Below are 23595 nucleotides of genomic sequence, written 5' to 3'. Positions count from 1 at the left end.
TTTTACGCGTGGTAATAGGAGGTAAGGAATTGAGCAGTATTTTTGAAATTCAAAGAATTGCAAAATTGAACTGGAAATGCAGCGATCAAGCTTCGAAATATCTATTCTCGGACATATCCGCAAAAATATCTGAATCGGATAGAATCGCACTTATTGGTGCATCAGGTCAAGGGAAAAGCACACTCCTAAGAATAATGGCTCTGCTGGATGCTCCGGATGAAGGGGATATGCTAGTCAATGGCAGCTCATTCAAAAGCATGGATTCAAGGCTGTGGAGAATGAAAATAGGGTTTGTGGCTCAACAAGCGGTTATGTTGTCTGGAAGTGTGGAGGATAACCTAAGAACCGTCAGTAAGCTGCATGACAGTCCTTATGACCTTAAACTTGTACAGCGACTATTGGAACAGCTTGGACTGGAACAATTAGATTTAAGTAAGAAAGCGGCAGATTGCTCAGGTGGTGAGAAGCAGCGGATTTCCTTGATTCGGTCATTGCTGTTGCAGCCTAATGTTCTACTGCTCGATGAAATCACTGCTTCACTTGATATTAACAGCACTCAAAGGGTAGAGGCTCTGCTGGAACAGTGGCATAAAGAAGAAGGTACATCAATGATTTGGGTGACCCATGACCTTAAGCAGGCTAGCCGAATTAGCACTACCACATGGTTTATGGGGAAGGGTAAGCTGGAACAACACTTGAGTGAATCTTTTTTTGCTGAATCTGCGGAAGCTTTGGCCAAAAGATTTATTCGACCGTTAGAAGGAGCGTCATTACTATGAGTTATACTGCACTGAGTTTTACGCTTCTGTTTGTGTTAGGGACGATGTTAGTCTCCGTGTGGCAAAAGCTCGGATTAGAAAAAGATATTATTGTAGGCACTATAAGGTCGGCAATTCAACTGCTTGCGGTCGGATATGTCCTGCAATTTATTTTTAAATCCGATCATTTGATCTATATCATTTTGATTATAATCTTCATGATAAGCGTAGCCGCGTGGAATGCAGCAAAAAGAGGAAAAGGACTGCGTGGATTAGTCTGGAGAATTGGCCTTGCGATCGCTACCATGGAACTACTAATGTTGGGCATTCTGCTCGGATTACATATTATTGAGGCAACACCACAATATATCATTCCGATTAGTGGCATGACCATTGGCAGTGCTATGGTTGTCTCGGGTTTGTTCATTAACCATATCAAGCATGAAATACATCAGAGTAAAGGTGAAATAGAGACCCTGCTGTCACTTGGTGCAACGGTTCCTCAGGCGATCCATGAAGTCAGAAAAAGATCTGTGAAATTCAGCATGATCCCAACCATAGATGGAATGAAGACGGTAGGACTTGTCCAACTTCCGGGTATGATGACGGGTATGATTATTGCGGGCGCTGATCCTGTAATCGCTGTTCGCTACCAGATTCTAATTGTGTTCTCATTCACCGCTTCTGCGGCCATAACGAGTATATTACTTAGTGTGCTGAGCTACCGACTCTTTTTCACGCCTGATCTACGTCTTAAGCAATCGGTGGAATAATAATAGCTTTTTATTTCTCACAAGCGATTCCGTCTTTATCACGGTCGCTTTTTTTGTTGGCATTATAGAGCTCTTTGGATACATAGGGTTTATGTTTCGTTTTTCCGCCTACGTTCTTAGTAGAGCTGGAAATGGCAACTCCGCCTTTGTAATCTTTGTTTAGCGCTGAGCAGTTCTTGTAAGTTTTGGCTTTGGATTCAGCGTTTGCTGTACTTACAGTACCGATGGATAGAGTAAGTAGTAATCCTGCTGCTAGACATATATTTAGAGTTTTTTTCAAGGGGGGCATCTCCTCTGCGTGTGAAATTTATGCTAATATATTTCGATGCTGTACAAGTCCTAGGAATATATTACTATATAAATCGGATTTGGGAAGTGAGATGCGACATAATTACTACTGTTTAGATACATAAAAATTAGCGTGGTCGGGGAATAATTAGAATTCAATTCACAAATGGTGAAAAAGCTATCTATGAGGTGATTCTTCTGATTAGCAAAAAGAAGTTGGCGGTTACCCTAATCGCAGGCGTGTTGCTCCTGCCGGGAATGGCAATAGGTGCGCCTGACAACAACGAAACGGTGATCCAGTCTAATGGAAAGCTGCTCTCAGCTATGCCAAAGCCGGCTCCAGAGTCTAGGCGAATTATTTTGCCATCTGCAATTCAAGCGTCAGAGTTATATGGGTTCGGCTTGCAGCACCGGAATGCGTCGATACAATATTCTATCTTCTCTAAGGAATTCAAAAAGGTCATGTATCCAAAGTTTGTTGAACTGAACTGGGTAACTGGCGTATCCAGCCCTTGGATCACAAAATACGAGGTTACCAAAGAAACAGTCATTAACCCAAATTCAGAAATCATAGAAATGCGCCTAGATACCGCGACTTCAAGCGGACCAGCACCTTCCATACTGCTGACGATCTCACTTGTGCAAGAGAAGGATAGCTGGGTGATTACCGGAGTAACATCGGACCCTGAGCTGCCGCGTGGTGGATTGCCTAGGAAGTAGGTGTAGTTATGGATTGAAAAAGAGCAAGCGTTGTAGGGAAGATTCCCTGTACGCTTGCTCTTTTTTTGAACGATCCGATAGCAACGAACAAACAATCAGTCTGCATCGCATGTCTCACCATAATTAATCAGCACGCTGACAGTCACGAATAACATATCGCTACACTACATCATTGCGGACTGTATTGCAGTTATTTTCACTTTTTAGTTCATTTAGCAAGGGATACGGACCGTATAGCTCTTATTCCCCTTCAATTACGTAATATTGGAGCAATTTTGGGTGATTAACTGCAACTGAGTCCGATAGCTTCGCTGATTTGCTGAATATTTGAAAATAAGGTCTCCTCGGTCCGAATCAACACGTAGATTCATATGGATCCGCTAAGTTTACATCAAATACGCACAATGTCTGACTGAATCATTCCACTTTTCTTTCCTAATCTCTACCTGCCTTGACCATCAATTCCGCCATCATTTTAGGCTCGGTTCGGACTGTGGTCATGTGATCTCCCTTGCCCTCGATGTAGCGAAAAACGCCCAAATGACTGGACTGGGTCGGATGAAATCCGTATGGGCCTTGTGGGATAGCTGTGTCTTCTGTTAGATAAAGATAACTTTTAGGGATCTGGAGGCTATAAAACTTCTTGAGGTCGAGCTTTTCGAATAGTGGTGTAGCTGGTTCAGGTGGAGCTTGTTTATACAAGTTTTTTGCTTCCGCAAGACTTGCTGTGTTGACGAATGTATCCCGGAAGAGCGGGAAAGGGAGCGTGATAGTGTTATTACCGGAAGCGTCTCTTAGCTGTTCAAAGGATTTAAGTGACTCAGCAGGAAACTGGTCCGCCACACTTTGCCCATCCAGCGGCACAAAGGCATCAAAGAACACGATTCGTTTGATCCGATCAGGTACTTGCTGGGAAACCGTTTGAATGACTGATCCCCCAAAGCTATGTCCGAGCAGAATGAAATCCTTCAAGTTTTTTTGTTTGATATAGTCGACGAGGGACTTCGTGATCTGCTCATGCGTTACGTTAGTATTCTTATCCGCGCCATGTCCGGCATATTCAGGCGTGTAGACGGTGTGTCCTAACTTACGAAGCTCGGCTGCTGTTTCATCCCAAAAACCTGCTGTAGCCCAAGATCCATGGATCAGAACAAAGGTTAATGGAGTCTGTTTGGTAGATGATTTGTGGTTAGCGGCTGCAGCCGTGGAATGTTGATTCATAGTCTGCAAACCCAAAAACGTAAAGAGAGTGATACATAACGCTAACACTATTTTAGTGTGAATCGATTTCATACTCAGCCTCCTGTGTAGTGTGAGAGTTTAACACTTTAGAGGATGCCCCGTTTAACAGAGAAAGATGAATTTTTAATGGTGGCAGTGAATCTCCGCACCTAGGCATAGGCAAACGCATATCTTGTTTTTAGGGAATTCAAAAATTTATAGTAACAGAAGGGTAGGAATAAATAGTGACTTCATACATGGACTACACGTCCCCTGATACACAATTTACTTTCGATGTGAACACTAACACTCTCTTTAAAAAGGATGCCAACAACTTCATTAATTTGCTGTCGGTTAAGCAATTGAACACGCTCGAAAATACCTCACTCCTCGATATTTATCTTAGTAAATCGAATGTGGTGGAACCTCATTATCATCAAAATGCGGCTGAGCTTGTCTACTGTATCTGCGGTTCAGCGGTCGTGTCCTTAATCAATCCGTTTACAAATGAACTTCTGCATTTCCCAATTTGTCCAGGTCAAGTGGCGAACGTGCCGCAAGGCTGGTGGCATTATGAGGTGGCAACCGCCGATAATACACATCTGCTCGCGATTTTTAATGCACCTATTCCTGAGGTTATCTTAGGTTCTGATATCCTGAGTAAAACCCCTGCAAACGTATTGGCTCATACTTACTGTTTGAATGAAGCCAAGGTAAAGGATGCCTTAGCTCCAATTAAACCTGGAACCTTTATCGGTCCACCCGCTGACTGCTGTGAGGAAGATAAAGTACAGGGGGTCAGCAATATGGCTCCTAACATGGCTCCTTATATGAAACCTAATATGCAACCGAACATGCAACCAAATATGCATCCAAACATGCAGCCATACGCTCATATGCAAGCTCAACCCATACCTATTGCTTCACAAATGCCCCAAGCTACACAGGCATTTGCGTATCAGCCTTACCCAATGCAAGGATATTACAATCAAGGCTATGAACAGCACTATCGGCAACAGCCTTATGTACAACAACAGCCGCAATATCAATATTCGAATAACCAAGAGTAACAACAAAAAACCTCCCGAGATTAATTCTCTCGGGAGGTTTCGTTAGTAGGCTTAAGATAAACGGACAAGCACTCTGCCTTGGATGTTTCCTTTCAGAATATCGTTCAATGCCTGCGGCAATTCATTTAAGGTTACTTCACGATCTACAAGGTTCTCGAGCTGTGCAGGCTTCAGATCGGTCGCCATCCGTGCCCATACCTTTTCGCGAAGCTCAGCAGGGCATTCTACGGAATCAATACCGAGTAGGTTCACTCCCCGAAGAATAAACGGAAGGACGGTAGTTGGAATAGATATGCCTCCGGTTAGGCCACTAGCAGCTACAGAACCTCTGTAGGAGATTTTACTCAAGATAGCAGCAAGCGAGTCTCCGCCAACAGAATCTACAGCAGCCTGCCATAGTTGCTTTTCTAAAGGCTTGGTTGAACCGCCAATAACTTCTTCGCGAGAAATAATTTCTTCCGCACCAAGAGCCTTCAGGTAATTACTAGCTTCGGCGTTACCAGTGCTGGCCACTACACTATAGCCTTTAGCGCCGAGCATGGCGATAGCGGATCCGCCCACACCACCTGTCGCTCCCGTTACGAGCACTTTGCCTTTGTCCGGTGATAAGCTGTGGTCTTCCAGTGCTTGAATGGACAAGGCAGCAGTTAGTCCAGCTGTACCGTAAATCATAGATTCTCTTAGTGTAAGTCCTTCCGGAAGTGGGGTGATCCATGCGGCAGGAATACGTGCGTATTCGCTAAAGCCACCAAAGTGGGATACACCAATACCATAGCCTGTTGCAATGACTTGCTGTCCTTCATGAAACCGCTCGTCTGTAGAAGACATCACAGTACCGGATAAGTCGATGCCTGGAATAAAAGGGTACGATCTTAAAATTTTCCCATTAGGGATACTGGCTAATCCGTCTTTATAGTTCACACTGGAGTATGCAACCTTAATTACAACTTCTCCTGCGGGTAGTTCTTCTAAGGTAACCGGCTTAACAGCGACGGAGAACGATAATTCTGTTTTGTCGACAACTAATGCTTGAAATGATTCTGTCATAAGTGTAAGCTCCTTCAACTACGTTATAGGTAAGACATGTATATAATATATATTCTGCCCAGTCAACTTGTCATTGTCTATGATATAACGCAAGTTTTGCCCGTCGCTACGATACCCGATGTATTTGGTCCTGGTGCCGAAGGGAATACTATATTAAGAAAAATACTTAAGTGATCTATTCAATAGGATGAAAGTTTGTTTAAATGGTATAGTATAGTGTATTTGAAATCTTAGGGTTGAAGAAAGAGAGGCTAATTCATGGCGATTGCAACAACGATGATTGTCAGGCTCGAAATTCGGAAATCGGTTACTTCTTTTGGTGATGTTGCTTCAGGAATTGCCACTGCAGGCGGAGATATCGTTGCAATTGACGTGATACGTGCAGGTAAGGATGTGACAACTCGAGATATTACAATAAACGTGCAAGACGCCGCGAATGGAGAAATCATGTCTATATTATCGAAGATGCCAGGAATCAAAGTAGTCAATGTGTCAGATCGAACGTTTCTAGCTCATCTAGGCGGGAAAATTGAAGTCACTCCCAAAATGCCTATCAAAAATCGTGAGGATTTATCGTTGGTCTATACGCCGGGAGTTGCCCGAGTGTGTACGGCGATTGCCGAAGATCCGAACAAAGCTTATTCTTTGACGATGAAGAGAAATACAGTAGCCGTCGTAACGGACGGTACTGCTGTGCTAGGATTAGGGGATATCGGACCTGAAGCGGCTATGCCTGTTATGGAAGGTAAGGCTATGCTGTTTAAGCAATTGGCGGACATTGATGCTTTTCCACTATGCTTAAATACCAAAGATCCGGATGAAATCATTAATATCGTAAAAGCAGTATCTCCTGGATTCGGGGGGATAAACTTAGAGGATATCAGTTCTCCGCGTTGTTTCGAGATTGAACGCCGGCTTGCCGAAGAGCTGGATATTCCGGTATTTCATGATGATCAGCACGGTACATCCGTTGTAGTTTTAGCAGGTCTTTTGAATGCACTTCAAGTAGTAGATAAATCTATCGAAGATGCTCGTATTGTCGTTGTGGGTATAGGTGCGGCCGGGGTGTCCATCTGTAATATGCTTCTGGCAGCGGGAGCTCGCAAGATCTATGCGGTAGATCGTGAAGGTGTTCTTAGAAAAGATCTTCAGTATGATAATCAAGAATGGCGGAAGCTTGCTGATGTAACCAATCCGGAAGGAATTGAAGGTGGACTAGCGGAGGTTATGCAGGGAGCAGATGTCTTTATTGGGGTGTCACGTGGTGGGATTCTATCCGTCGATCATCTCAAGAGCATGGCCAGCGATAACATTGTTTTTGCAATGGCTAATCCGACACCAGAGATTGAACCGGAACTGGCCGAGCCTTTTGTTCGCGTGTTAGCGACAGGAAGAAGTGATTATCCGAACCAGATCAACAATGTACTCTGTTTTCCGGGTATCTTCCGTGGTGCACTGGATTGCAGAGCTAAAACGGTAAATCTTGAAATGAAGCTGGCTGCGGCAAAAGCGATTGCTTCCGTCGTCCACCCGGATGAACTCAATGAGCAATATGTGATCCCAAGTATTTTTAATGAAAAAGTGGTAGAGTTAGTGCGTCTGGCGGTGATCCAAGCAGCTATTGCAACGGACATGGCCCGCCGGATCCCTAAAGATATTGTTAAGAATATAGAATAAAAGCGATATTACAAATGGACTGCTTTGCTTTGTGAGAGAGCGGTCTATTTGTTTTTTCATAAACACAGAACTGGGGATCGTATTTTAATTAGGCCTAAAAGTATTTATTCCCATTTTAGTAAAGTGACTGATATAATTACAATAATGTATGTATGAGATGTAGAAAGGGCATCCAAGTGGGTGTCCTTAAATTTTGCCTCTAGTTAGGTATTATTTCGAAAAGAGTTAAATTAATTTAGAAGTGGTGAATTCATGAAAGAGTTTTACAGTAAGGTGAATCGAAAAATCTATTATATTGTAATGTTAATAAACATCGTTCTTATGATATCTGGATTAATATTATCTACAACAGAGTTGAATGGGATTGATTTTGGATATATTGTACATTTTTTGTGTGTAATGTTTCTATCTGTTTGTTTATGGATCTATCCTAAGTGTGAGACACATACTTTTAGAAAGATCATCATTCTTTTTGGATTTGCTTACTTTTACACTCTTTTCTTTTTATATCCGCAAACTTGGACTACATATATTTTGATTTGTCTTATTCCTGCACTTTCTATTCTATTTTTTGATTTAAAATTGTTCTACTTTTCCTTTATTATAAATGGGATATTAATGGTGATTACTTTTAGTTATGTCATTTTCATTGATAAAGGTGAATTATATATCTATTTAAATCATGATATTGTAGGCAACGTTATAAATATAGTAGCTGTTCAAGTGTTATTATTTTTTATTTTCCATTTGTCCTTCAAACGAATGAAAAAGCAGCAACTGTATTATGAGCAATTACAGCAATCCGAACGGTTAAAAATGGTAGGGCAGTTAACAGCTGCTGTAGCGCATGAAATTAGAAATCCAGTAACAGTGGTTAGAGGTTTTTTGCAATTGTTCAAAGAAGACACTTCATTTGATGATCTTAAAAAAAGCAAGTTCAACTTAATGATTGATGAATTGAACACAGTAGAACAGATTATCTCTCAATTCCTAACCCTATCAAAACCAAATGGAGACGAAAGTCTTGAGAGGGTGGATGTGAAGGATGTTCTTCAGAGTGTTACGGGGTTGCTTCATTCCTATGCTATGTTATCTGATAATCAAATCACTATAAATGTAGAAGAAAATTGCTTTATCTCCATTAATAAAATTGAGTTTAAGCAGCTACTTATCAATATTATAAAAAATGCGCTAGAAGCTTCGAGTGTAGGTAAATCCGTCTCAGTCATAGCGAATAGAAATAAAAACTTTATCGAGATAAACATCATCGATCAAGGAAGTGGAATGTCCGAAGCTGAGGTTAAGTCGCTTGGTACGCCTTTTTATTCGTTGAAAAGTAATGGAACCGGTCTAGGGTTAATGATTTGCTTTAACATCGTAGAAAAATATGATGGGGAAATTTATTATAATAGCACTAAAGGGAATGGGACAACAGCTACTATTCGCTTTTTATCTACGGATGATCAGTAATATTCCAAAATGAAAAGTTAATCTGGGGGGAATACATGCGAAGAATTCACATCATGGGTGCATCTGGAGTAGGAACTAGCACGCTAGGTCAGGAATTAGCCAAAGTGTTGCCTCATGTTCAATTGGATAGTGATGACTATTTCTGGAAGTATAAATTTACTAAGCAGCGTGAGATCAACGATAGATTAACAAGACTCAAGCAGGACTTAGCTCAAAAGGAGCCATGGATTCTGAGCGGTGCAGTTTGCGGCTGGGGGGATGGACTTCGGTCTTGTTTTGACTTGGTTATTTTTCTATGGATACCGCAGGAGATCCGTTTAAATCGTTTAAAAGCTAGAGAATACGAGAGATATGGTGATAATATTTTACCAGGTGGGAGTAAATACGAAGCGAATCAGACATTTATGGAATGGGCCGCTTTATATGATACCGCAGGAGTTGAAGTCAGAAGCAAGGTACTACATGAGGAATGGATGTCCGCGTTGAAATGTCCTATTTTGCGATTAGAGGGAGATTTAACGACCCAAGAGCGAGTTGAAGTCGTGCTGAACTATTTAAAATCTTAGGAATCAGGAGGAACCCATGATGATTAAGAAGCTGCGTACGCTGGTGCTGTCTGGGATGATGATATTTCTTCTTGCTGCTTGCAATACCACTACTTATAAGCATAACTATACCTTTACAGGTGAAGGGGAAGTGTGGTCGGCAGAATATGTACAAAAGGCAACAGAGAAGTTCATCGATAAAAAAGGCGAAAGAGCTGATTATGAAACTTCACAGCATTCTACATTGGAGCTTAAGTATAAAGGGGAACAATCAGATCTGGATACGATACAGGACTTTAAATATAGTTATGAAGGAACAGCAGGGCGAGGTAGTAGAACCTTAACAGACGCTAAGGGTGTAAGGAGTGAGTTGAAGTCCGAGAGATCCGGGAGCGGGGCTTTTGAACAGGAGGACTCTGTCATTAAGGTCGTTGTTGAGTGGGATGGGCAGAAGGATGAATTTGAGCTGAAGGTTCGTAAATAGTGGAATATGAAAATGAAGGTATTAGCACAACAGCTGGCCCACAGAGGTTATAATGGAAAGCGGATATTTTATCCACGGAATGGTGAGCTGTATATGTATGAACAAGGTCTATAAATTAAGGAAAGCAGGATGAATAATCATGATCGTTATTAAAGAAATAGAATTGGAGTCTCTTACTGAACTTGGTGAGTTATATCAAGAGCTGATGAATCAACCTTCGAACCCTAATAAACTGGAACAAGTATTTAAAGTAATTAAGGCGGATAGTCGGTACATATTGCTGGGCGCTTTTGTGGATGGGGAGTTGATGGGGTCTTTGATGGGTATTATTTGTCATGACCTAATTGGGGATTGCAAGCCGTTTATGGTAATTGAGAATGTGGTGGTTTCCTCACGGGCCCGTCGTCAAGGCGTTGGCAAAAAACTGATGCTCGCCATTGAAGAAATGGCCCATGAAAGGGATTGTTTATATATCATTTTAGTCTCCGGTGAGAAGCGGAAGGAAGCGCATATTTTTTATGAATCGTTAGGGTATAGAGATGAGAAGGTGGAGGGGTACCGGAAGCATCTAAGTTCCCATTAAAAGGAGGTTTTAGTTTTGCAAACATTCTTTCAATATAACTGGATGGTTCGTGAACAATGGTACGAATGGTGTGAGAATATTTCTGAGGAAGAGCTGCTTGCAACACGTACTGGCGGTGTAGGAAGCATTCTTAAGACCCTCTTTCATATAGCTGATGTTGAGTGGAGCTGGATTCAAGTGCTGCAAGGTAAACCGGATTTTCAGGAGGACTTCGAGCATTACAAGTCTTTGCCGCAGGTAAGAGAGCTGGATGCGAAATTCCGGTCTGAGGTGGAATCCTTTGTACTTTCTTGGCATGAGGGGTTGGAGCGGAATATTTTTGAGGATCACCTGGCGGACGGTCGGATTATGACTGATGCTTGGGGTGAAGTGATGCGTCATGTAATAGCTCATGAGATTCATCATGTAGGTCAATTGTCAGTCTGGGCTAGAGAAATCGGGAAGCAGCCAGTTTCGGCTAATGTGATTGGGAAAGGGCTTATAGACAGCCTGCCTTCCACCAGCCACTAACCGTTCCGAATTAGATTAGGAAGGAAGCAGCGGCGGAAACCACAAATGACGAAGATCTACCCAGCCCTGACTATTGAAGCTTACGCCTCGGACTGAGGGGAGATAAGCGGTTTGGGTGGGTTTTTCATACAAGATATGCAGATGATGCTCCCCGATAAGGCGGTTCTCAATGACACTAAAGCTTTCAGATCTAGCCTCAGGGTTAGGTTCCCTTGCAATCGTGTATAACCAGCCTTCAATATCTGCCCGGGTATGCGGTTCTATATGCTGGGAAAGCGTAAGGTATAGATCAAATAAACGAAGCTGTTCATCCTCGTCACGATATAAAGAGAAGACTATCAGGTCAGATTCCAGCCGGACGGGTCCTTTGAATTCTTCTGGAGATACGGAAACAACAGTACACGAATAAGCTTGATGCCCAAGTTTAGCAGCAATGAACTCAGCATCGCTAGCATATTGCGGAATGGTCGATATTTGCAGTTTGATTTCTTGATCTTCTATCTCCTCTTGCACAATAGATGCAGAATCGTTTTTTAAACAGGATACTATCTTTGCTCGAAGAAGGGGGTCGCTAAGCGGTCCCTTTTTTTGCGTGTTGCAGGTAACGAATTTACGAATGTAGGACTCCGAATGAATCCGGCTCCAAGATGAAGAATTGGTGGATGAAGGGTTCTGAATCACATGAAAAGCTGAACCAGTATCTGAGGAACTGGTCTCGGTATCCCACGGAACATAGAGTATTTCAACTCGATCCAAATGAGCTCGTCCTTGGAAATAATAAGGAAAAACCTCCAGCACACAAGTGTCCTCGTTCATGTCTACAACCTTGAATGGTCCTGTCCCCACCGGTCTGCGGCCAAAGGTATGTTCGTCCATTTCTTCTAAATCACGCGGAACAATAGCGGCTCTGCTCGTGCACAAGAAAGGGAGAAATAGCTCATTGGGCTGCTTAAGCGTAATTTGAACAGTGGATGGATTTAGTGCGCTGACCCGCTGAATTTCTTTGAAAATATAGCTATAGAGTGTTCGCTTTGAGGTTCGCATCAGCCGTCCCAAGGAATAGACTACATCTTTAGCCGTAAGTACTTTTCCATGATGGAACAACACTTCCTTGCGCAGAAAAAAAGTCCAGATGGTACGGCTCTCATCCACTTCCCAAGCGTGAGCAAGACTTGGCACAATCTTATCCCGTTCTCCGCTGCGCCTCACTAGTCCGTCGAAGACATGACTGGAAACAAAGGACTCTGCGAGTAGATTCATATGGAGTGGATCGAAGGTATGTAGCTGCTGCGTGATGGGAAGCCGCAGAGTATCAATCTGTTTATCACTAAGGATTTCAGAATGATGGCCAAAATAGGTCAGCAGCCAACCTTGTAATGTATCCTGCAACGAGGAGGAGCTGGCATGGGTTTTGATGCCTTCAATGGCTTTGTGCACATCTTTACGGCTTATGGCCTGCATCATGGATTGAAGCGCAATTTCTTCGGAAGGAACAAGGAACTGTAACAAGGAACGGCTTCCGCGCCCGCGTTTAGGCGTCCATTGGATCCATTCTAGCTGCATCATTTTATTCACTATGTGCAAGGCATTGCGGTGTGTACATCCGAAGGTCAACGCTAGCTCATCCATAGTAACTGAGATTTCTGTCGCTCCCCCAAACTGAGAATGCAGTTTTAAATATTGGCTATGCAGCTTCATGGTTTAGGTCCCTTCATAAAATAGGAAATTATTAAAAAATTCTTTCTCTTTTTTTTCTTATTTTATCACTTAAAATAAGGATAAGAAAGTTAGTGGCAGTCCTTGAATTTCCTAGAATATCGGGCGCAGCGTGAGCTAGAGAAGTATTTTGCACAGTAAATGTTAGAAGAAGGTGAGATATTGGTGAGGAAGAAACCACTTAAAAGAGGTTGGTCATTTATCATCATTTTTATTACGGTAGGCTTAAGTTATGGGATCTATCATATTTATTTGTACAATGCACCAAGGCTAAATCATTACTCTCGTGTATCCAGCAGCAATCTAGAACAGGAAAGTCTGGGAGACATTAAGCTACTTCAGAGCCTTGAATCGATCTCACGGGCACCTAAACCACGTGACGATATGGAGCGTTATCAATATTATAATTTGAATAACGAGACGACAGTAGCGACAGCGCGTGGAGATGATAAAATCATTCTAATCAGCGTCTATTCCGATCATAAGATGAGAACTGCCAAAGGTATTCATGTGGGGTCTTCTGCAGATGATGTGATTGAAGCTTACGGCTCTTCATACTATAAAAGAGGAGAGCAAGGGGCTGATATTATTGGGTATGTGGATAAAATAAATCATTGGAATGTAGAATTTTGGTTACATGATCACAAAGTGAATATGATCCGTTATAGTGTGGACTCTGTTGTGATGTAAGGTATATTGGGAAATACTTTTCAAAAAAGGACATATGTCCTTTTTTTGTGGGGTATTCTAAATTACACTTATTTGAGCACAACAATAGAGGGGGCGCCACATGCAAACGATAAATGACCGTGAAGCTGTCCGTGCCTTGGCAGTGAAGAACGGTCTGGACGGAATTTTTAGCCCGCTGGTAACGCATAAAATGGAATTGAGACGTTATGCGGATGAAGAAAAGCTGTGTTTGGTTGGCGATCAATTAGAAGGAATGTTTATATTGGTCGAGGGCAAGCTCAAAATTCAGACGCTGCTGCCAAATGGCAAGTCTATGCTGGTTCGGTTTACAAACCCGATATCTGTTATTGGGGATGTCGAGCTGCTTCATCGCTTTCCAGTTAAAAATCAAGTGGAATCTGTGGGCGAGAGCTTGATTCTTTTTGCGGGGAGAAGATTACTGCTAAGAGAGCTTGAGGAAAACACAGCTTTATTACGTTTTCTCGTAGGGGAACTTAGTCACAAATTACATACGCTTGGCCAAGCTTCCGCACTAAACCTGCTGTATCCTGTGGAGAATCGATTTGCCAGTTATTTGATGTCTTTATTCGCCGATAAAAACGGTGACCGCCGTGTGGAGGAGATTCGAACCTCCAGCCTTATAGAGACAGCAGAATTGCTTGGTACTAGCTATCGGCATCTTAACCGGATCGTGCGTCGGTTCATTGATGAAGGAATTATTACAAGAAATCGTGGACGCCTAAGCGTATTGGATGAAGGAAAGCTGGCAGAGCTGGCGAACGGGAATTTATACGAATAGCAGATTTCTAAAGACCATTATTTCCTGCCCCTGGCCCAGATGTAATGGTCTATTTATTTTTTATATATGCCCTCAGTTCCAATTTAGAGAGGTTTAAGGACAACAACGTTATTTCTTCTTAAATGAGAAGATTCCACACATAAAGCATAGAAATCGCCATCGACGTTCATCTACCTATAACTTATATTATTACCATTATTAGTTAGTTTGTGGACTGGCAGCTAATAATGGAAAGTGTTTTGAGTCTCGTCAGAACGTAATCATCTCAGTAGTAGGAGGCGAATGTCTATATCAATACTTTTTTGAAAGCGCATTCTTAATAGCTGCATAGCTTCACAAAACTTTGGGAGGTGGTTCTCTAATGATAGCAGCTTCTAAAAAATTTACGGGTAAGTCGGCAGTAATGTATTTTTTGATTGTTATTTTATTTGTAGGTCAATTAGCCTTATATCCCTTGGTGAGTTTTGCTGCGGGGAATTTAGCTCAAGGGAAGAATATTACTTCAAGCTCTTTCAGTGATGTATATGTATCCGCTAATGCTAATGACAGCAATCAAGGAACGTATTGGGAAAGTGCAAGCAACGCATTCCCGCAATGGATTAAAGTGGACTTAGGTGACGTGAATAGCGTCAATCAGGTGGTTCTAAAACTGCCGACGAACTGGGAAACAAGAAGCCAAACGTTGTCGGTACAGGGGAGCTCAGATGATTCTAGCTACACGGACTTAGCTGCCTCTAGCAATTACACATTTGATCCAGCAAGCGGATCTAATACTGTAACCATTAACTTTACGGCTGCAAGTGTTAGATATGTTAAATTGAGCTTCACAGCAAATACAGGATGGCCAGCAGCGCAGTTATCGGAATTTGAGATTTATGGCAGCACAACACCACTCCCAACGACAGGATATGAAGGCGAAAATGCCTCGTTATCCGGGGGGGCAAAAGTCAATACAGACCATTCTGGTTATACCGGAACCGGTTTTGTAGATGGCTATCTAGCTCAAGGAGCGGCGACTGCATTTAGCGTTAATGTTGCCTCTGCTGGAAATTATGATGCCGCATTGAAATACGCAAATGCTTCGGGCAGCACTAAAACAATTAGTGTTTATGTAAATGGGACGAAAATAAAGCAGATTTCGCTTATTAATCTGACGAACTGGAACACATGGTCAACAAAGATTGAAATGCTAGCCTTGAATGCAGGCGCAAACACGATTACTTATAAATATGATGCTGGTGATACTGGAAATGTGAATCTGGACAACCTGATCCTTACTCCATCTTCAGCAGTGACAGCAACACCAACGCCAACGGCAACACCGACACCGACACCGACACCGACACCGACACCAACACCAACACCAACACCAACACCGACACCGACACCGACAGCAACACCAACACCGACGGTAACGCCGACACCAACGCCTGGGGCGGGTTCCAATCTGGCGTTGAATAAAAGTATAAATGCGTCGTCCTCCGTCTTTACCTTTGTGCAGACGAATGCGAATGACGGCGATGTAAGCACTTATTGGGAGGGGGCAGGGGGAAGTTATCCGAACACCTTAACTGTTAACTTGGGCAGCAATGCCGATGTTACAGCGGTTGTGCTCAAGTTGAATCCTGCATCGGCCTGGTCTACACGTACTCAGACCATTCAAGTGCTTGGGCATAATCAGAATACAACAGCTTTTACAAGTCTTGTACCAGCGACCGTATACACCTTTAATCCGGCAACTGGCAATACGGTGACGATTCCGGTAACGGCTACGGCTAGTGAAATACAGCTGAAGATCACGACCAACTCGGGTTCAAGTGCTGGACAAATCGCTGAATTTCAAGTGATGGGTACACCATCTGCGAATCCAGATTTGGCGGTGACAGCTCTAACATGGACACCAGCAGCTCCAATAGAGACCAATGCCATTACTTTAAACGCAACAGTTAAGAATATCGGAACGCTTGCTTCTGCAGCAACGAATGTAAATTTCTTCTTGGGCACTACACTTGTAGGCACTAGCCCAGTGGGGCCTTTAGCGGCTGGGGCATCAACGAGCGTGTCTCTTAATATGGGCGCAAAAGATGCAGCAACCTACTCATTAAGTGCAAAGGTCGATGAGAATAATACAGTGATTGAATCAAATGAGGGAAATAATAGCTTCACTAGTCCGACTTCCCTTATTATTGCTCCTGTATCCAGTTCTGATCTGGTTGCGTCCTCCGTCAGCTGGACGCCCGGCAATCCAGCAGGTGGCAACGCAGTGAGCTTCTCAGTTGCCGTTAAGAACCAAGGTACAGCAGCTTCTGCGAGTGGCGCGCATAACATCACCCTGACGGTTATAGATGCTACTACTAATGCGGTAGTTACAACGCTTACGGGTAGCTATAACGGCGTGATCGCTAGTGGGGTGACCACAGCGCCTGTAGCGCTTGGCAATTGGACAGCAGGAAATGGCAAATATACAGTGAAGAGTGAAATTGCAGTAGATGCTAATGAGCTCCCTGTAAAAAGGGCTAATAATATTCAGACACAGTCATTGTTCATCGGTCGAGGAGCGAACATGCCTTACGACATGTACGAGGCTGAGGATGGCGTTATTGGCGGTGGAGCCGTTAAACTTTCAGCTAACCGGACCATCGGCGATCCTGCAGGTGAGGCTTCGGGCAGAAGAGCAGTTACTCTGAACACCACAGGTAGCTATGTTGAATTCACGACAAAAGCCAGCACAAACACTCTGGTTACTCGGTTCTCGATTCCAGATTCGGCGAGTGGTGACGGCACTAATGCTACACTTAACATCTATGTTAATGGTGTCTTTAATAAGGCGATTAGCTTAACCTCTAAATATGCATGGTTATACGGTTCAGAGGCAAGTCCTGGCAATTCGCCAAGCGCAGGTTCTCCGCGGCATATTTATGATGAAGCAAATATTATGTTTGATAGCTCCATTCCGGCAGGAAGTACGATCCGTTTACAAAAAGATACGGCTAACACTTCTCAATATGCGATTGACTTCATCAGTCTGGAGCAGGTTTCACCGATTGCTAATCCAGATCCAGCTAAATACACTGTTCCTGCTGGATTTACACATCAGGATGTGCAAAATGCGCTAGATAAAGTGCGTATGGACACTACTGGAAATCTCGTAGGCGTGTATTTGCCAGCAGGTAACTATCAGACCGCTAGCAAGCTTCAGGTCTATGGCAAAGCAGTAAAGGTTATCGGAGCTGGACCTTGGTATACAAGATTTATCGCTCCAACTAGCCAAGAGAATACTGATGTTGGATTCCGAGCTAGTGATACAGCGAATGGATCTACCTTTGCGAACTTCGCTTATTTCGGAAACTATACTTCTCGTATCGACGGACCTGGTAAAGTATTTGATTTCTCCAATGTGGCGAACATTACGATCGACAACATTTGGACTGAGCATCAGGTATGTATGTATTGGGGAGCCAATACGGATAACATGGTGATCAAAAATTCCCGTATCCGTAATACCTTCGCTGATGGAATCAATATGACGAATGGCAGCACGAACAACCTCGTGTCCAATATTGAAGCACGGGCAACAGGTGATGATAGCTTTGCATTGTTCTCCGCGATTGATTCCGGCGGTGCAGATATGAAGGACAATATTTACGAGAATCTAACCTCAATCTTGACCTGGCGGGCTGCTGGTTTGGCTGTCTATGGTGGATATGCGAATACCTTCCGTAACATTTATATTGCGGATACACTTTGCTACTCCGGGATTACGATCAGCTCGTTAGACTTTGGGTATCCGATGAACGGCTTCGGTGCTTCACCGACTACGAATTTTGAGAATATCTCTATTGTTCGTGCAGGTGGACATTTCTGGGGGGCGCAGACCTTCCCGGCAATCTGGGTATTCTCGGCCTCCAAGGTCTTCCAAGGTATCCGAGTCAATGATGTGGATATCATTGACCCAACCTATCATGGCATCATGTTCCAGACCAATTATGTGGGTTCCACTCCACAATTTCCTGTGACAGATACCATCTTCAATAACGTTACAATTACCGGTGCGCAGAAGAGCGGTGATGCTTTTGATAGCAAATCCGGGGTTGGCATCTGGGTGAATGAAGCTGCAGAGGCTGGTCAAGGTCCGGCCAGAGGCTCAGTAACCTTTAACAATCTGAAGATTACGAACACGGTAACGAATATTAAGAATAATACGTCTACTTTTACAATTAACGTGAATCCGTAAACTGTAGATCAGCTGTTGTCAGCTATGATGAAGCCGCCTCCGGTAAGTATGGGAGGCGGCTTTTTATAGTGAGGAGACTGCAAGTTCCAGAATCGACAGCAGGTGGCTATCCAGTTACAATGAAGGGTATGTAAAGTAATAAAGGAGGCTCTATGTATGACACCCCTTGTTGTTAACAATATAACTGAGCTAATTGGGAATACACCGGTTGTGCGACTAAATCGGATGACCACACCCCAAGATGCAGAACTATATGTGAAGCTGGAACGCTTTAATCCCAGTGGCAGTGTAAAGGACAGAGCCGCTTATAATCTGATTTTGCAAGCTGAACTTGATGGGCATTTGAAACCCGGAGGGACCATTATAGAGCCGACAAGCGGGAATACAGGCATTGGCTTAGCCATGAATGCCGCTGCAAAAGGGTATAAAGCGATTCTTGTCATGCCGGACAATATGACCAAGGAACGAATCAATATTCTAAAGGCTTATGGTGCTGAAGTTGTACTGACTCCTGCTGCGGAGCGGATGCCGGGAGCTATAGCAAAAGCGATTGAGCTGGGGAAAAAAGTGGCGAACAGCTTTATCCCACAGCAATTCGAGAATAAGGCGAACCCTGATATTCACCGGATAACGACAGCTCTTGAAATTATGGAGCAAATGGAAGGGAAGCTGGATGTGTTCGTTGCTTCTTCAGGAACTGGAGGCACGATAACGGGAACTGGAGAAGTGTTGCGTGAGCAGCTTCCTGATATTCGAATTCTTGTTGTTGAGCCACAAGGCTCGCCAGTGTTATCCGGTGGAAAGCCCGGACCGCATAAGCTGGTTGGAACCAGTCCGGGCTTCATACCCGCCATTCTGAATACGAAGGTCTACGATGAAATCGTTCAGGTTTCGGATGAAGATGCATTGAAGACGGTGAGAGCACTGGCCGCACAGGAAGGGATTCTGCTTGGTCCATCCGGTGGTGCCGCAGTATGGACAGCTTTGCAGGAAGCACGGCGCCTCGGACCTGGCAAGCGAGTGCTGTGCATTGCACCTGATGCGGGAGAACGTTACCTGAGCATGGGAATATTCTAACTTCGTTTGGAGGAATAAGAATGAATAAGCGCTTGGTGAGTTTCTTTATTGTTCTTATGTTGGTGGGTTGTTCTAGCAACAACTCGTTGACCAGCGATGGCGATCATTCCGAGTCAACACCAGAACAGAGTGCGGAAACTTTACAGGCTTCTCCAACCATTCCTCCAAGCGCAGAGCCATCACCAACTGCAAGCATGCAGCAGACAAAAGCTTATCTAGATGCTGAGAAGCTGAAGGCCAATTTCGGCTTTGCGGATGCAGAGGGGCGGAATATTCTAGTCACCGGGCATGAAAAAGGGCTGGATCAGGAGATGGCACAATTAAATGAGGCTATTGGTGATCAAGGCAAAGTGCTGAAGCTGAAATTTAATAAGTGGCAGGATGGAACAGAGGGTAGCAATGGCCGGGAGATGGCACATAATTTTGTGAATCTGGCGGGTTATCTTTATACGGTGGAAGAGGGGAGTGCGACCCCAGATGAAACCTACTACTTGACGGATCAGGCGAATTTTAAGATAGATGCGCTTTTGCCTATTGAGCCTGTTGAGGGTGAACAAGCTTTGTCCACTGTGGAAGAAAGGGTTCGGCAGCGTATTATAGATACGAAAAATCGTGAAATCCAAAAAGTGTGGAAGCTAGCAGAGCTACCTATCGATCGCCAGTTGTATCTAGTTCAATTTGTGAGAATGGATCAAGATATGTTATTTAGCCTCGTTTGGAAAGAAAAAGATGAATTTACCTTCATGGACTATCCAGCTGTGATTCAAGGGGATGAATATTCAGTCTGGCGGGTGGACGATGGCGGAGAGGTTATGCCGGAAATGTTCTCCATCCTTTTTGCTGCCGAAACCTCAGAGGGTCCGCTACTCGGCATAAATTGGTGGGGATCAGAGGGAGTTAACACATTTTTCTTGAACAAAGAAGGAGATTCGTTTAAGGAAATGGACATCCAATATGGACGTTATACATCGCCACTATAGGTAGGGACTTCGCTGTAAATGTAGTAATGATTGGGTGCATCGCGAGATGTATCTTTTTTTTGCTACAATATAAGAAAGCTTGGTTTTGATATTGTAAATGACAGCATTCACATTTCAAAATACTTAAATTTGTAACATTTAGGGATTTATATAGCCCGATTGAGTCATGTAGATCTACTAAGACGGTGATATTGTTAACCACAAGATGTGCGGGAGGGGACGGCAACGTATAAACGAATAAAGTACATGATCCTGTTACTGCCAACACTAATGGTAGGGATCTGGGAGATCGCGCGCCATCAGTTTTTAATGCCTTATATTTCTATGGATTTGGGGAACTACTTGACTCCGGTTCTTGTGTTTTTGGTCAGTCTCGTATTGCTCGTCCCTCTGTTCTCGCTTATGGAGCGGAATCAGCGCGAGCTGGAGCAGGAACGTGCGCTTAAAGACGCAATGAAGGCCCGGGAAGGACTAGCCAAGGAACTGCATGATGGGATGGCGCAATCTTTATTTCTCTTATCTGTCAAAATCGACCGACTAGAAGCAAGCCGCAAAAACGGTGAAGTCAGTGAGGAAAATGTGGATCAGATCAAAAAGACGGTCCATGAGGTGAACCGTTATGTGCGGCAGGCCATCTCCAATCTGAAGATTCCAGTCTCTGAGCAGAATTCTTTTTCATTGGAACAGTCGGTAAAAGATCAGCTAGCCCAGATGGCGAATGAAATTATGATCGAAGCTTCTCTCGATTGGAGCCTGCAAGATGATGCGCTCTCCACTTCGGAAACATCAGAATTGTTATCCTGTATCCGCGAAGCGATTATTAATGTTCGTAAGCATACACGAGCGGGATTGGTTTCAATTACCGGTGCTGGCGATGAGAAGAGCTGGAGAGTTGTTGTTGCAGACAATGGAGAAGGATTTCAGCATGATCCATTTGAAGTGAGTGGAAGCTACGGACTTCAGATTATGAAGGAACGTGCCCTGAGGATGGGATGGGAGCTTAGGCTGACGTCTGGTGACACTGGCACCCAGGTTGAAATTACGAAAGGGGAAGTCAGTCCATGAGCCGATACCGGGTTTTAGTTGTTGATGATCATGCGCATGCACGTGAAGCGATGTGTGAGATTTTGTCCATGGATGATAGTTTTGAGGTCATTGGTGTAGTGGAGAGTGGTGCTGAGGCGATCGCTTTCACAGCGCAATGGATGCCTGATCTTATTCTAATCGACATTCAGATGCCGGTAATGGACGGTTTGGAAACTACTCGCCGAATTAAGCAGGAATATCCCTATGTCAAAATCGTTATCGTTACGGTATCGGACGAGATTTCCCATCTCCTCGAAGCGCTGAAGCAAGGCGCACAGGGGTATTTGCTAAAAAATCTGGCACCCTCCACCTGGATTCAATATTTGCAGGCCATTGTTAATGAAGAAGCGCCGCTAAGTCGGGAGTTGGCTTTTCAAATTTTGAAGGAGTTCACTGTACCCTCTGTATCAAACGAAGGGGAGTCATTGACGGCTAGGGAGAAAGAAATTTTGAGCTGTGTATCTTCGGGGTCGAAGAATAAGGAGATTGCCTTGAGCCTAGGGATTTCAGAGCATACTGTAAAAAATCATCTGAAGAATATCCTCCAAAAGCTTCAGCTCCAAAACCGAACACAGCTGACACGTTATGCTTTAGAGCAGGGGCTTGCCTCGCGTAAACGAGATTTTTCGAAAGATGTATAGCGGAAATTTAAATAACGAGTTTATATGATAACTTATGAGAAGAGGCTAACGATGAACAGATTATCTCGTAAAATAATGACACTATTCGCACCAGCCGCCGCAACACTACTGTTGTTCGCAGCCGTGGCAAGCGCGCATGTAACCGTCGCACCAGCACAATCAAGTACCGGAGCATGGGAGACGTATACACTGAAAGTCCCTTCGGAAAAAGATGTGGCAACTGTACAGGTTGATCTACGAATTCCGGCAGGTGCAGAGTTCAAGCAATATGAGGTTACACCCGGATGGGATGTCACCATTGATGGGAATAAGGTTAGCTGGATAGCTAATGGAGAGGGAATTCAAAAGGGTCAATTCCAACGTTTCTACTTTACGGCGAAGAATCCTGATTCCGCTGGTGAAATCGCTTGGGATGCTTATCAGCATTACGCCGATGGTAGCTTGGTGCAATGGTCAGGTGAGGCTGGAGCAGAAAATCCTCATTCCGTGACTTCGATTGTACAAGCCGCTGGTGGGGATGAGCATTCTCACGGTGCCAATGTCACTGACAATTCGATGAGCATGGAAGAGCACAATGCTATTATGGAAGATGAGGAAAAATCAAACAGTGTCAACCCAATGGTCTATATCGCAGTCGGGATATCTTTACTCGCCTTTTTAATAGCGGCCATAAGTATATTGCGCGGGCGGAAAGAGTAAGAGGGGATCATTGTATTCTGTGATCAGGTTGGATACTTTGATAAGAAAAAAGGTTGAATTTATAACTGTGAACAGTCTCGATTGAGTGGAACTGTTCACAGTTATTTTTTTTGGTTTACCCAGTTAGAATGAGCGAATACAGTTTCAATGGAACAGCCCAGCAGTTAAAATCTTGTCTGGGGATGGGGTTCTAATAATTATTGTTGCCTCTGTCAGTTCCATCTGCTGACTGGTTTCTTCTTGCTGCTGTGTGAACGGACTCAGATGCAGCTATTTGCGCATTTTAAGCCCTTTTGAAGCGAGTTGCGGACTCGAGAGTCGCTATTCATGGCAAAAAGCAGATTTAAGGTGTTATTTCAGTCCAATAACGTCCATAATGTCCGATAACATTCCAAAACAGCGCAAAAGTTACAGATAAAGGCGTTGGTGTCCGAAAGTAACTTTACCGTCATTAAAATAGAAACGCCTTCGCCGTTCATATAGAACTGCCGAAGGCGCTTATGTTTCTTATGAATTAGTGCTTTACT

Annotated in this window: 22 protein-coding genes; 18 read left to right on the top strand and 4 right to left on the bottom strand. The window is 43.7% G+C overall.

The genetic code is table 11. The features are described from left to right. Positions 1-29 precede the first annotated feature (29 nt). Both NSS67_RS22105 and fetB read left to right on the top strand, forming a co-directional pair. The gene (locus NSS67_RS22105) at positions 30-779 is read left to right on the top strand and encodes an ATP-binding cassette domain-containing protein (RefSeq protein WP_339315745.1); all 750 of its coding nucleotides are present in this window, start codon (positions 30-32) and stop codon (positions 777-779) included. Then, a complete protein-coding gene (fetB, locus tag NSS67_RS22100) occupies positions 776-1531 on the top strand; it encodes an iron export ABC transporter permease subunit FetB (protein ID WP_339315744.1) in 756 nt (251 codons plus the stop codon). The genes NSS67_RS22105 and fetB overlap by 4 nt, the downstream gene beginning before the upstream one ends. 10 nt (positions 1532-1541) lie before the next feature. Here the strand turns inward: fetB and NSS67_RS22095 are convergent, their stop codons facing one another. After that, positions 1542-1811, bottom strand: a complete 270-nt coding sequence (locus NSS67_RS22095; RefSeq protein ID WP_339315742.1) for an excalibur calcium-binding domain-containing protein — start codon at positions 1809-1811, stop codon at positions 1542-1544. Positions 1812-2035: 224 nt separating this feature from the next. Here NSS67_RS22095 and NSS67_RS22090 point away from each other — a divergent pair, with 224 nt between their 5' ends. After that, positions 2036-2539, top strand: coding sequence for a hypothetical protein (locus NSS67_RS22090; RefSeq protein WP_339315741.1), 504 nt, complete (start codon positions 2036-2038; stop codon positions 2537-2539). 435 nt (positions 2540-2974) lie between these two features. Here NSS67_RS22090 and NSS67_RS22085 read toward each other — a convergent pair whose 3' ends face one another. Next, the gene (locus NSS67_RS22085) at positions 2975-3832 is read right to left on the bottom strand and encodes an alpha/beta hydrolase (RefSeq protein ID WP_339315740.1); all 858 of its coding nucleotides are present in this window, start codon (positions 3830-3832) and stop codon (positions 2975-2977) included. Positions 3833-4002: 170 nt separating this feature from the next. Between NSS67_RS22085 and NSS67_RS22080 the strand changes: the two genes are divergently transcribed. Beyond that, positions 4003-4830 carry a cupin domain-containing protein gene (locus NSS67_RS22080; RefSeq protein ID WP_339320664.1) on the top strand — a complete coding sequence of 276 codons (828 nt, stop codon included), beginning with the start codon at positions 4003-4005 and terminating at the stop codon, positions 4828-4830. A gap of 51 nt (positions 4831-4881) precedes the next feature. Here NSS67_RS22080 and NSS67_RS22075 read toward each other — a convergent pair whose 3' ends face one another. Further along, on the bottom strand, positions 4882-5877 hold the full coding sequence (locus NSS67_RS22075) for an acryloyl-CoA reductase (protein ID WP_339315739.1): 996 nt from the start codon (positions 5875-5877) through the stop codon (positions 4882-4884). A gap of 258 nt (positions 5878-6135) precedes the next feature. On the opposite strand from NSS67_RS22075, the gene NSS67_RS22070 reads away from it, so the two are divergent. The 6 genes from NSS67_RS22070 to NSS67_RS22045 all read left to right on the top strand — a co-directional run bounded on the left by NSS67_RS22070 (position 6136) and on the right by NSS67_RS22045 (position 11146). Next, positions 6136-7554: an NAD-dependent malic enzyme gene (locus NSS67_RS22070; protein WP_339315738.1), complete on the top strand. Its 1419-nt coding sequence runs from the start codon at positions 6136-6138 to the stop codon at positions 7552-7554. Between the two features lie 300 nt (positions 7555-7854). Beyond that, complete coding sequence (locus tag NSS67_RS22065; protein WP_339315737.1) at positions 7855-9024, top strand: HAMP domain-containing sensor histidine kinase; 1170 nt, start codon at positions 7855-7857, stop codon at positions 9022-9024. A gap of 35 nt (positions 9025-9059) precedes the next feature. Continuing rightward, the gene (locus NSS67_RS22060; protein ID WP_339315736.1) at positions 9060-9590 is read left to right on the top strand and encodes an AAA family ATPase; all 531 of its coding nucleotides are present in this window, start codon (positions 9060-9062) and stop codon (positions 9588-9590) included. Between the two features lie 16 nt (positions 9591-9606). Then, positions 9607-10053: a hypothetical protein gene (locus NSS67_RS22055; protein WP_339315735.1), complete on the top strand. Its 447-nt coding sequence runs from the start codon at positions 9607-9609 to the stop codon at positions 10051-10053. Positions 10054-10192: 139 nt separating this feature from the next. Then, positions 10193-10636, top strand: a complete 444-nt coding sequence (locus tag NSS67_RS22050; RefSeq protein WP_339315734.1) for a GNAT family N-acetyltransferase — start codon at positions 10193-10195, stop codon at positions 10634-10636. A gap of 15 nt (positions 10637-10651) precedes the next feature. Beyond that, positions 10652-11146: a DinB family protein gene (locus tag NSS67_RS22045; RefSeq protein WP_339315733.1), complete on the top strand. Its 495-nt coding sequence runs from the start codon at positions 10652-10654 to the stop codon at positions 11144-11146. Positions 11147-11161: 15 nt separating this feature from the next. Here the strand turns inward: NSS67_RS22045 and NSS67_RS22040 are convergent, their stop codons facing one another. Then, positions 11162-12844: an ABC transporter substrate-binding protein gene (locus NSS67_RS22040; protein WP_339315732.1), complete on the bottom strand. Its 1683-nt coding sequence runs from the start codon at positions 12842-12844 to the stop codon at positions 11162-11164. 183 nt (positions 12845-13027) lie between these two features. On the opposite strand from NSS67_RS22040, the gene NSS67_RS22035 reads away from it, so the two are divergent. The 8 genes from NSS67_RS22035 (at position 13028) to NSS67_RS22000 (ending at position 23068) form a co-directional block, all read left to right on the top strand. Further along, positions 13028-13552: a hypothetical protein gene (locus NSS67_RS22035; protein WP_339315731.1), complete on the top strand. Its 525-nt coding sequence runs from the start codon at positions 13028-13030 to the stop codon at positions 13550-13552. A 100-nt stretch (positions 13553-13652) separates the two neighbouring features. Further along, the gene (locus NSS67_RS22030) at positions 13653-14351 is read left to right on the top strand and encodes a cyclic nucleotide-binding domain-containing protein (RefSeq protein WP_339315730.1); all 699 of its coding nucleotides are present in this window, start codon (positions 13653-13655) and stop codon (positions 14349-14351) included. A gap of 361 nt (positions 14352-14712) precedes the next feature. Then, the gene (locus NSS67_RS22025; RefSeq protein WP_339315728.1) at positions 14713-18585 is read left to right on the top strand and encodes a discoidin domain-containing protein; all 3873 of its coding nucleotides are present in this window, start codon (positions 14713-14715) and stop codon (positions 18583-18585) included. A 156-nt stretch (positions 18586-18741) separates the two neighbouring features. Next, positions 18742-19662: a cysteine synthase A gene (gene cysK, locus NSS67_RS22020; RefSeq protein WP_339315727.1), complete on the top strand. Its 921-nt coding sequence runs from the start codon at positions 18742-18744 to the stop codon at positions 19660-19662. A 20-nt stretch (positions 19663-19682) separates the two neighbouring features. Continuing rightward, on the top strand, positions 19683-20642 hold the full coding sequence (locus NSS67_RS22015; RefSeq protein WP_339315726.1) for a hypothetical protein: 960 nt from the start codon (positions 19683-19685) through the stop codon (positions 20640-20642). A gap of 246 nt (positions 20643-20888) precedes the next feature. Then, a complete protein-coding gene (locus NSS67_RS22010; RefSeq protein ID WP_339315725.1) occupies positions 20889-21707 on the top strand; it encodes a histidine kinase in 819 nt (272 codons plus the stop codon). Then, positions 21704-22369 carry a response regulator transcription factor gene (locus NSS67_RS22005; RefSeq protein ID WP_339315724.1) on the top strand — a complete coding sequence of 222 codons (666 nt, stop codon included), beginning with the start codon at positions 21704-21706 and terminating at the stop codon, positions 22367-22369. The genes NSS67_RS22010 and NSS67_RS22005 overlap by 4 nt, the downstream gene beginning before the upstream one ends. Positions 22370-22420: 51 nt before the next feature. Then, on the top strand, positions 22421-23068 hold the full coding sequence (locus NSS67_RS22000; RefSeq protein WP_339315723.1) for a DUF1775 domain-containing protein: 648 nt from the start codon (positions 22421-22423) through the stop codon (positions 23066-23068). Positions 23069-23595 lie beyond the last annotated feature (527 nt).

Origin of the sequence: Paenibacillus sp. FSL R10-2734, from assembly GCF_037963865.1 — a bacterium.
Classification (GTDB): domain Bacteria; phylum Bacillota; class Bacilli; order Paenibacillales; family Paenibacillaceae; genus Paenibacillus_AQ.
The sequence above is the reverse complement of the archived record's forward strand: the minus strand, read 5'-3'. Positions and strand labels throughout refer to the sequence as shown.

What these genes read in the sequence shown, in the direction of transcription:
- fetB (WP_339315744.1), top strand. Translation starts at nt 776, where the DNA reads ATGAGTTATACTGCACTGAGTTTTACGCTTCTGTTTGTGTTAGGGACG.
- NSS67_RS22085 (WP_339315740.1), bottom strand. Translation starts at nt 3,832, where the DNA reads ATGAAATCGATTCACACTAAAATAGTGTTAGCGTTATGTATCACTCTC.
- NSS67_RS22075 (WP_339315739.1), bottom strand. Translation starts at nt 5,877, where the DNA reads ATGACAGAATCATTTCAAGCATTAGTTGTCGACAAAACAGAATTATCG.
- NSS67_RS22070 (WP_339315738.1), top strand. Translation starts at nt 6,136, where the DNA reads ATGGCGATTGCAACAACGATGATTGTCAGGCTCGAAATTCGGAAATCG.
- NSS67_RS22065 (WP_339315737.1), top strand. Translation starts at nt 7,855, where the DNA reads ATGTTAATAAACATCGTTCTTATGATATCTGGATTAATATTATCTACA.
- NSS67_RS22060 (WP_339315736.1), top strand. Translation starts at nt 9,060, where the DNA reads ATGCGAAGAATTCACATCATGGGTGCATCTGGAGTAGGAACTAGCACG.
- NSS67_RS22055 (WP_339315735.1), top strand. Translation starts at nt 9,607, where the DNA reads ATGATGATTAAGAAGCTGCGTACGCTGGTGCTGTCTGGGATGATGATA.
- NSS67_RS22050 (WP_339315734.1), top strand. Translation starts at nt 10,193, where the DNA reads ATGATCGTTATTAAAGAAATAGAATTGGAGTCTCTTACTGAACTTGGT.
- NSS67_RS22040 (WP_339315732.1), bottom strand. Translation starts at nt 12,844, where the DNA reads ATGAAGCTGCATAGCCAATATTTAAAACTGCATTCTCAGTTTGGGGGA.
- NSS67_RS22030 (WP_339315730.1), top strand. Translation starts at nt 13,653, where the DNA reads ATGCAAACGATAAATGACCGTGAAGCTGTCCGTGCCTTGGCAGTGAAG.
- NSS67_RS22025 (WP_339315728.1), top strand. Translation starts at nt 14,713, where the DNA reads ATGATAGCAGCTTCTAAAAAATTTACGGGTAAGTCGGCAGTAATGTAT.
- cysK (WP_339315727.1), top strand. Translation starts at nt 18,742, where the DNA reads ATGACACCCCTTGTTGTTAACAATATAACTGAGCTAATTGGGAATACA.
- NSS67_RS22015 (WP_339315726.1), top strand. Translation starts at nt 19,683, where the DNA reads ATGAATAAGCGCTTGGTGAGTTTCTTTATTGTTCTTATGTTGGTGGGT.
- NSS67_RS22010 (WP_339315725.1), top strand. Translation starts at nt 20,889, where the DNA reads ATGATCCTGTTACTGCCAACACTAATGGTAGGGATCTGGGAGATCGCG.
- NSS67_RS22005 (WP_339315724.1), top strand. Translation starts at nt 21,704, where the DNA reads ATGAGCCGATACCGGGTTTTAGTTGTTGATGATCATGCGCATGCACGT.
- NSS67_RS22000 (WP_339315723.1), top strand. Translation starts at nt 22,421, where the DNA reads ATGAACAGATTATCTCGTAAAATAATGACACTATTCGCACCAGCCGCC.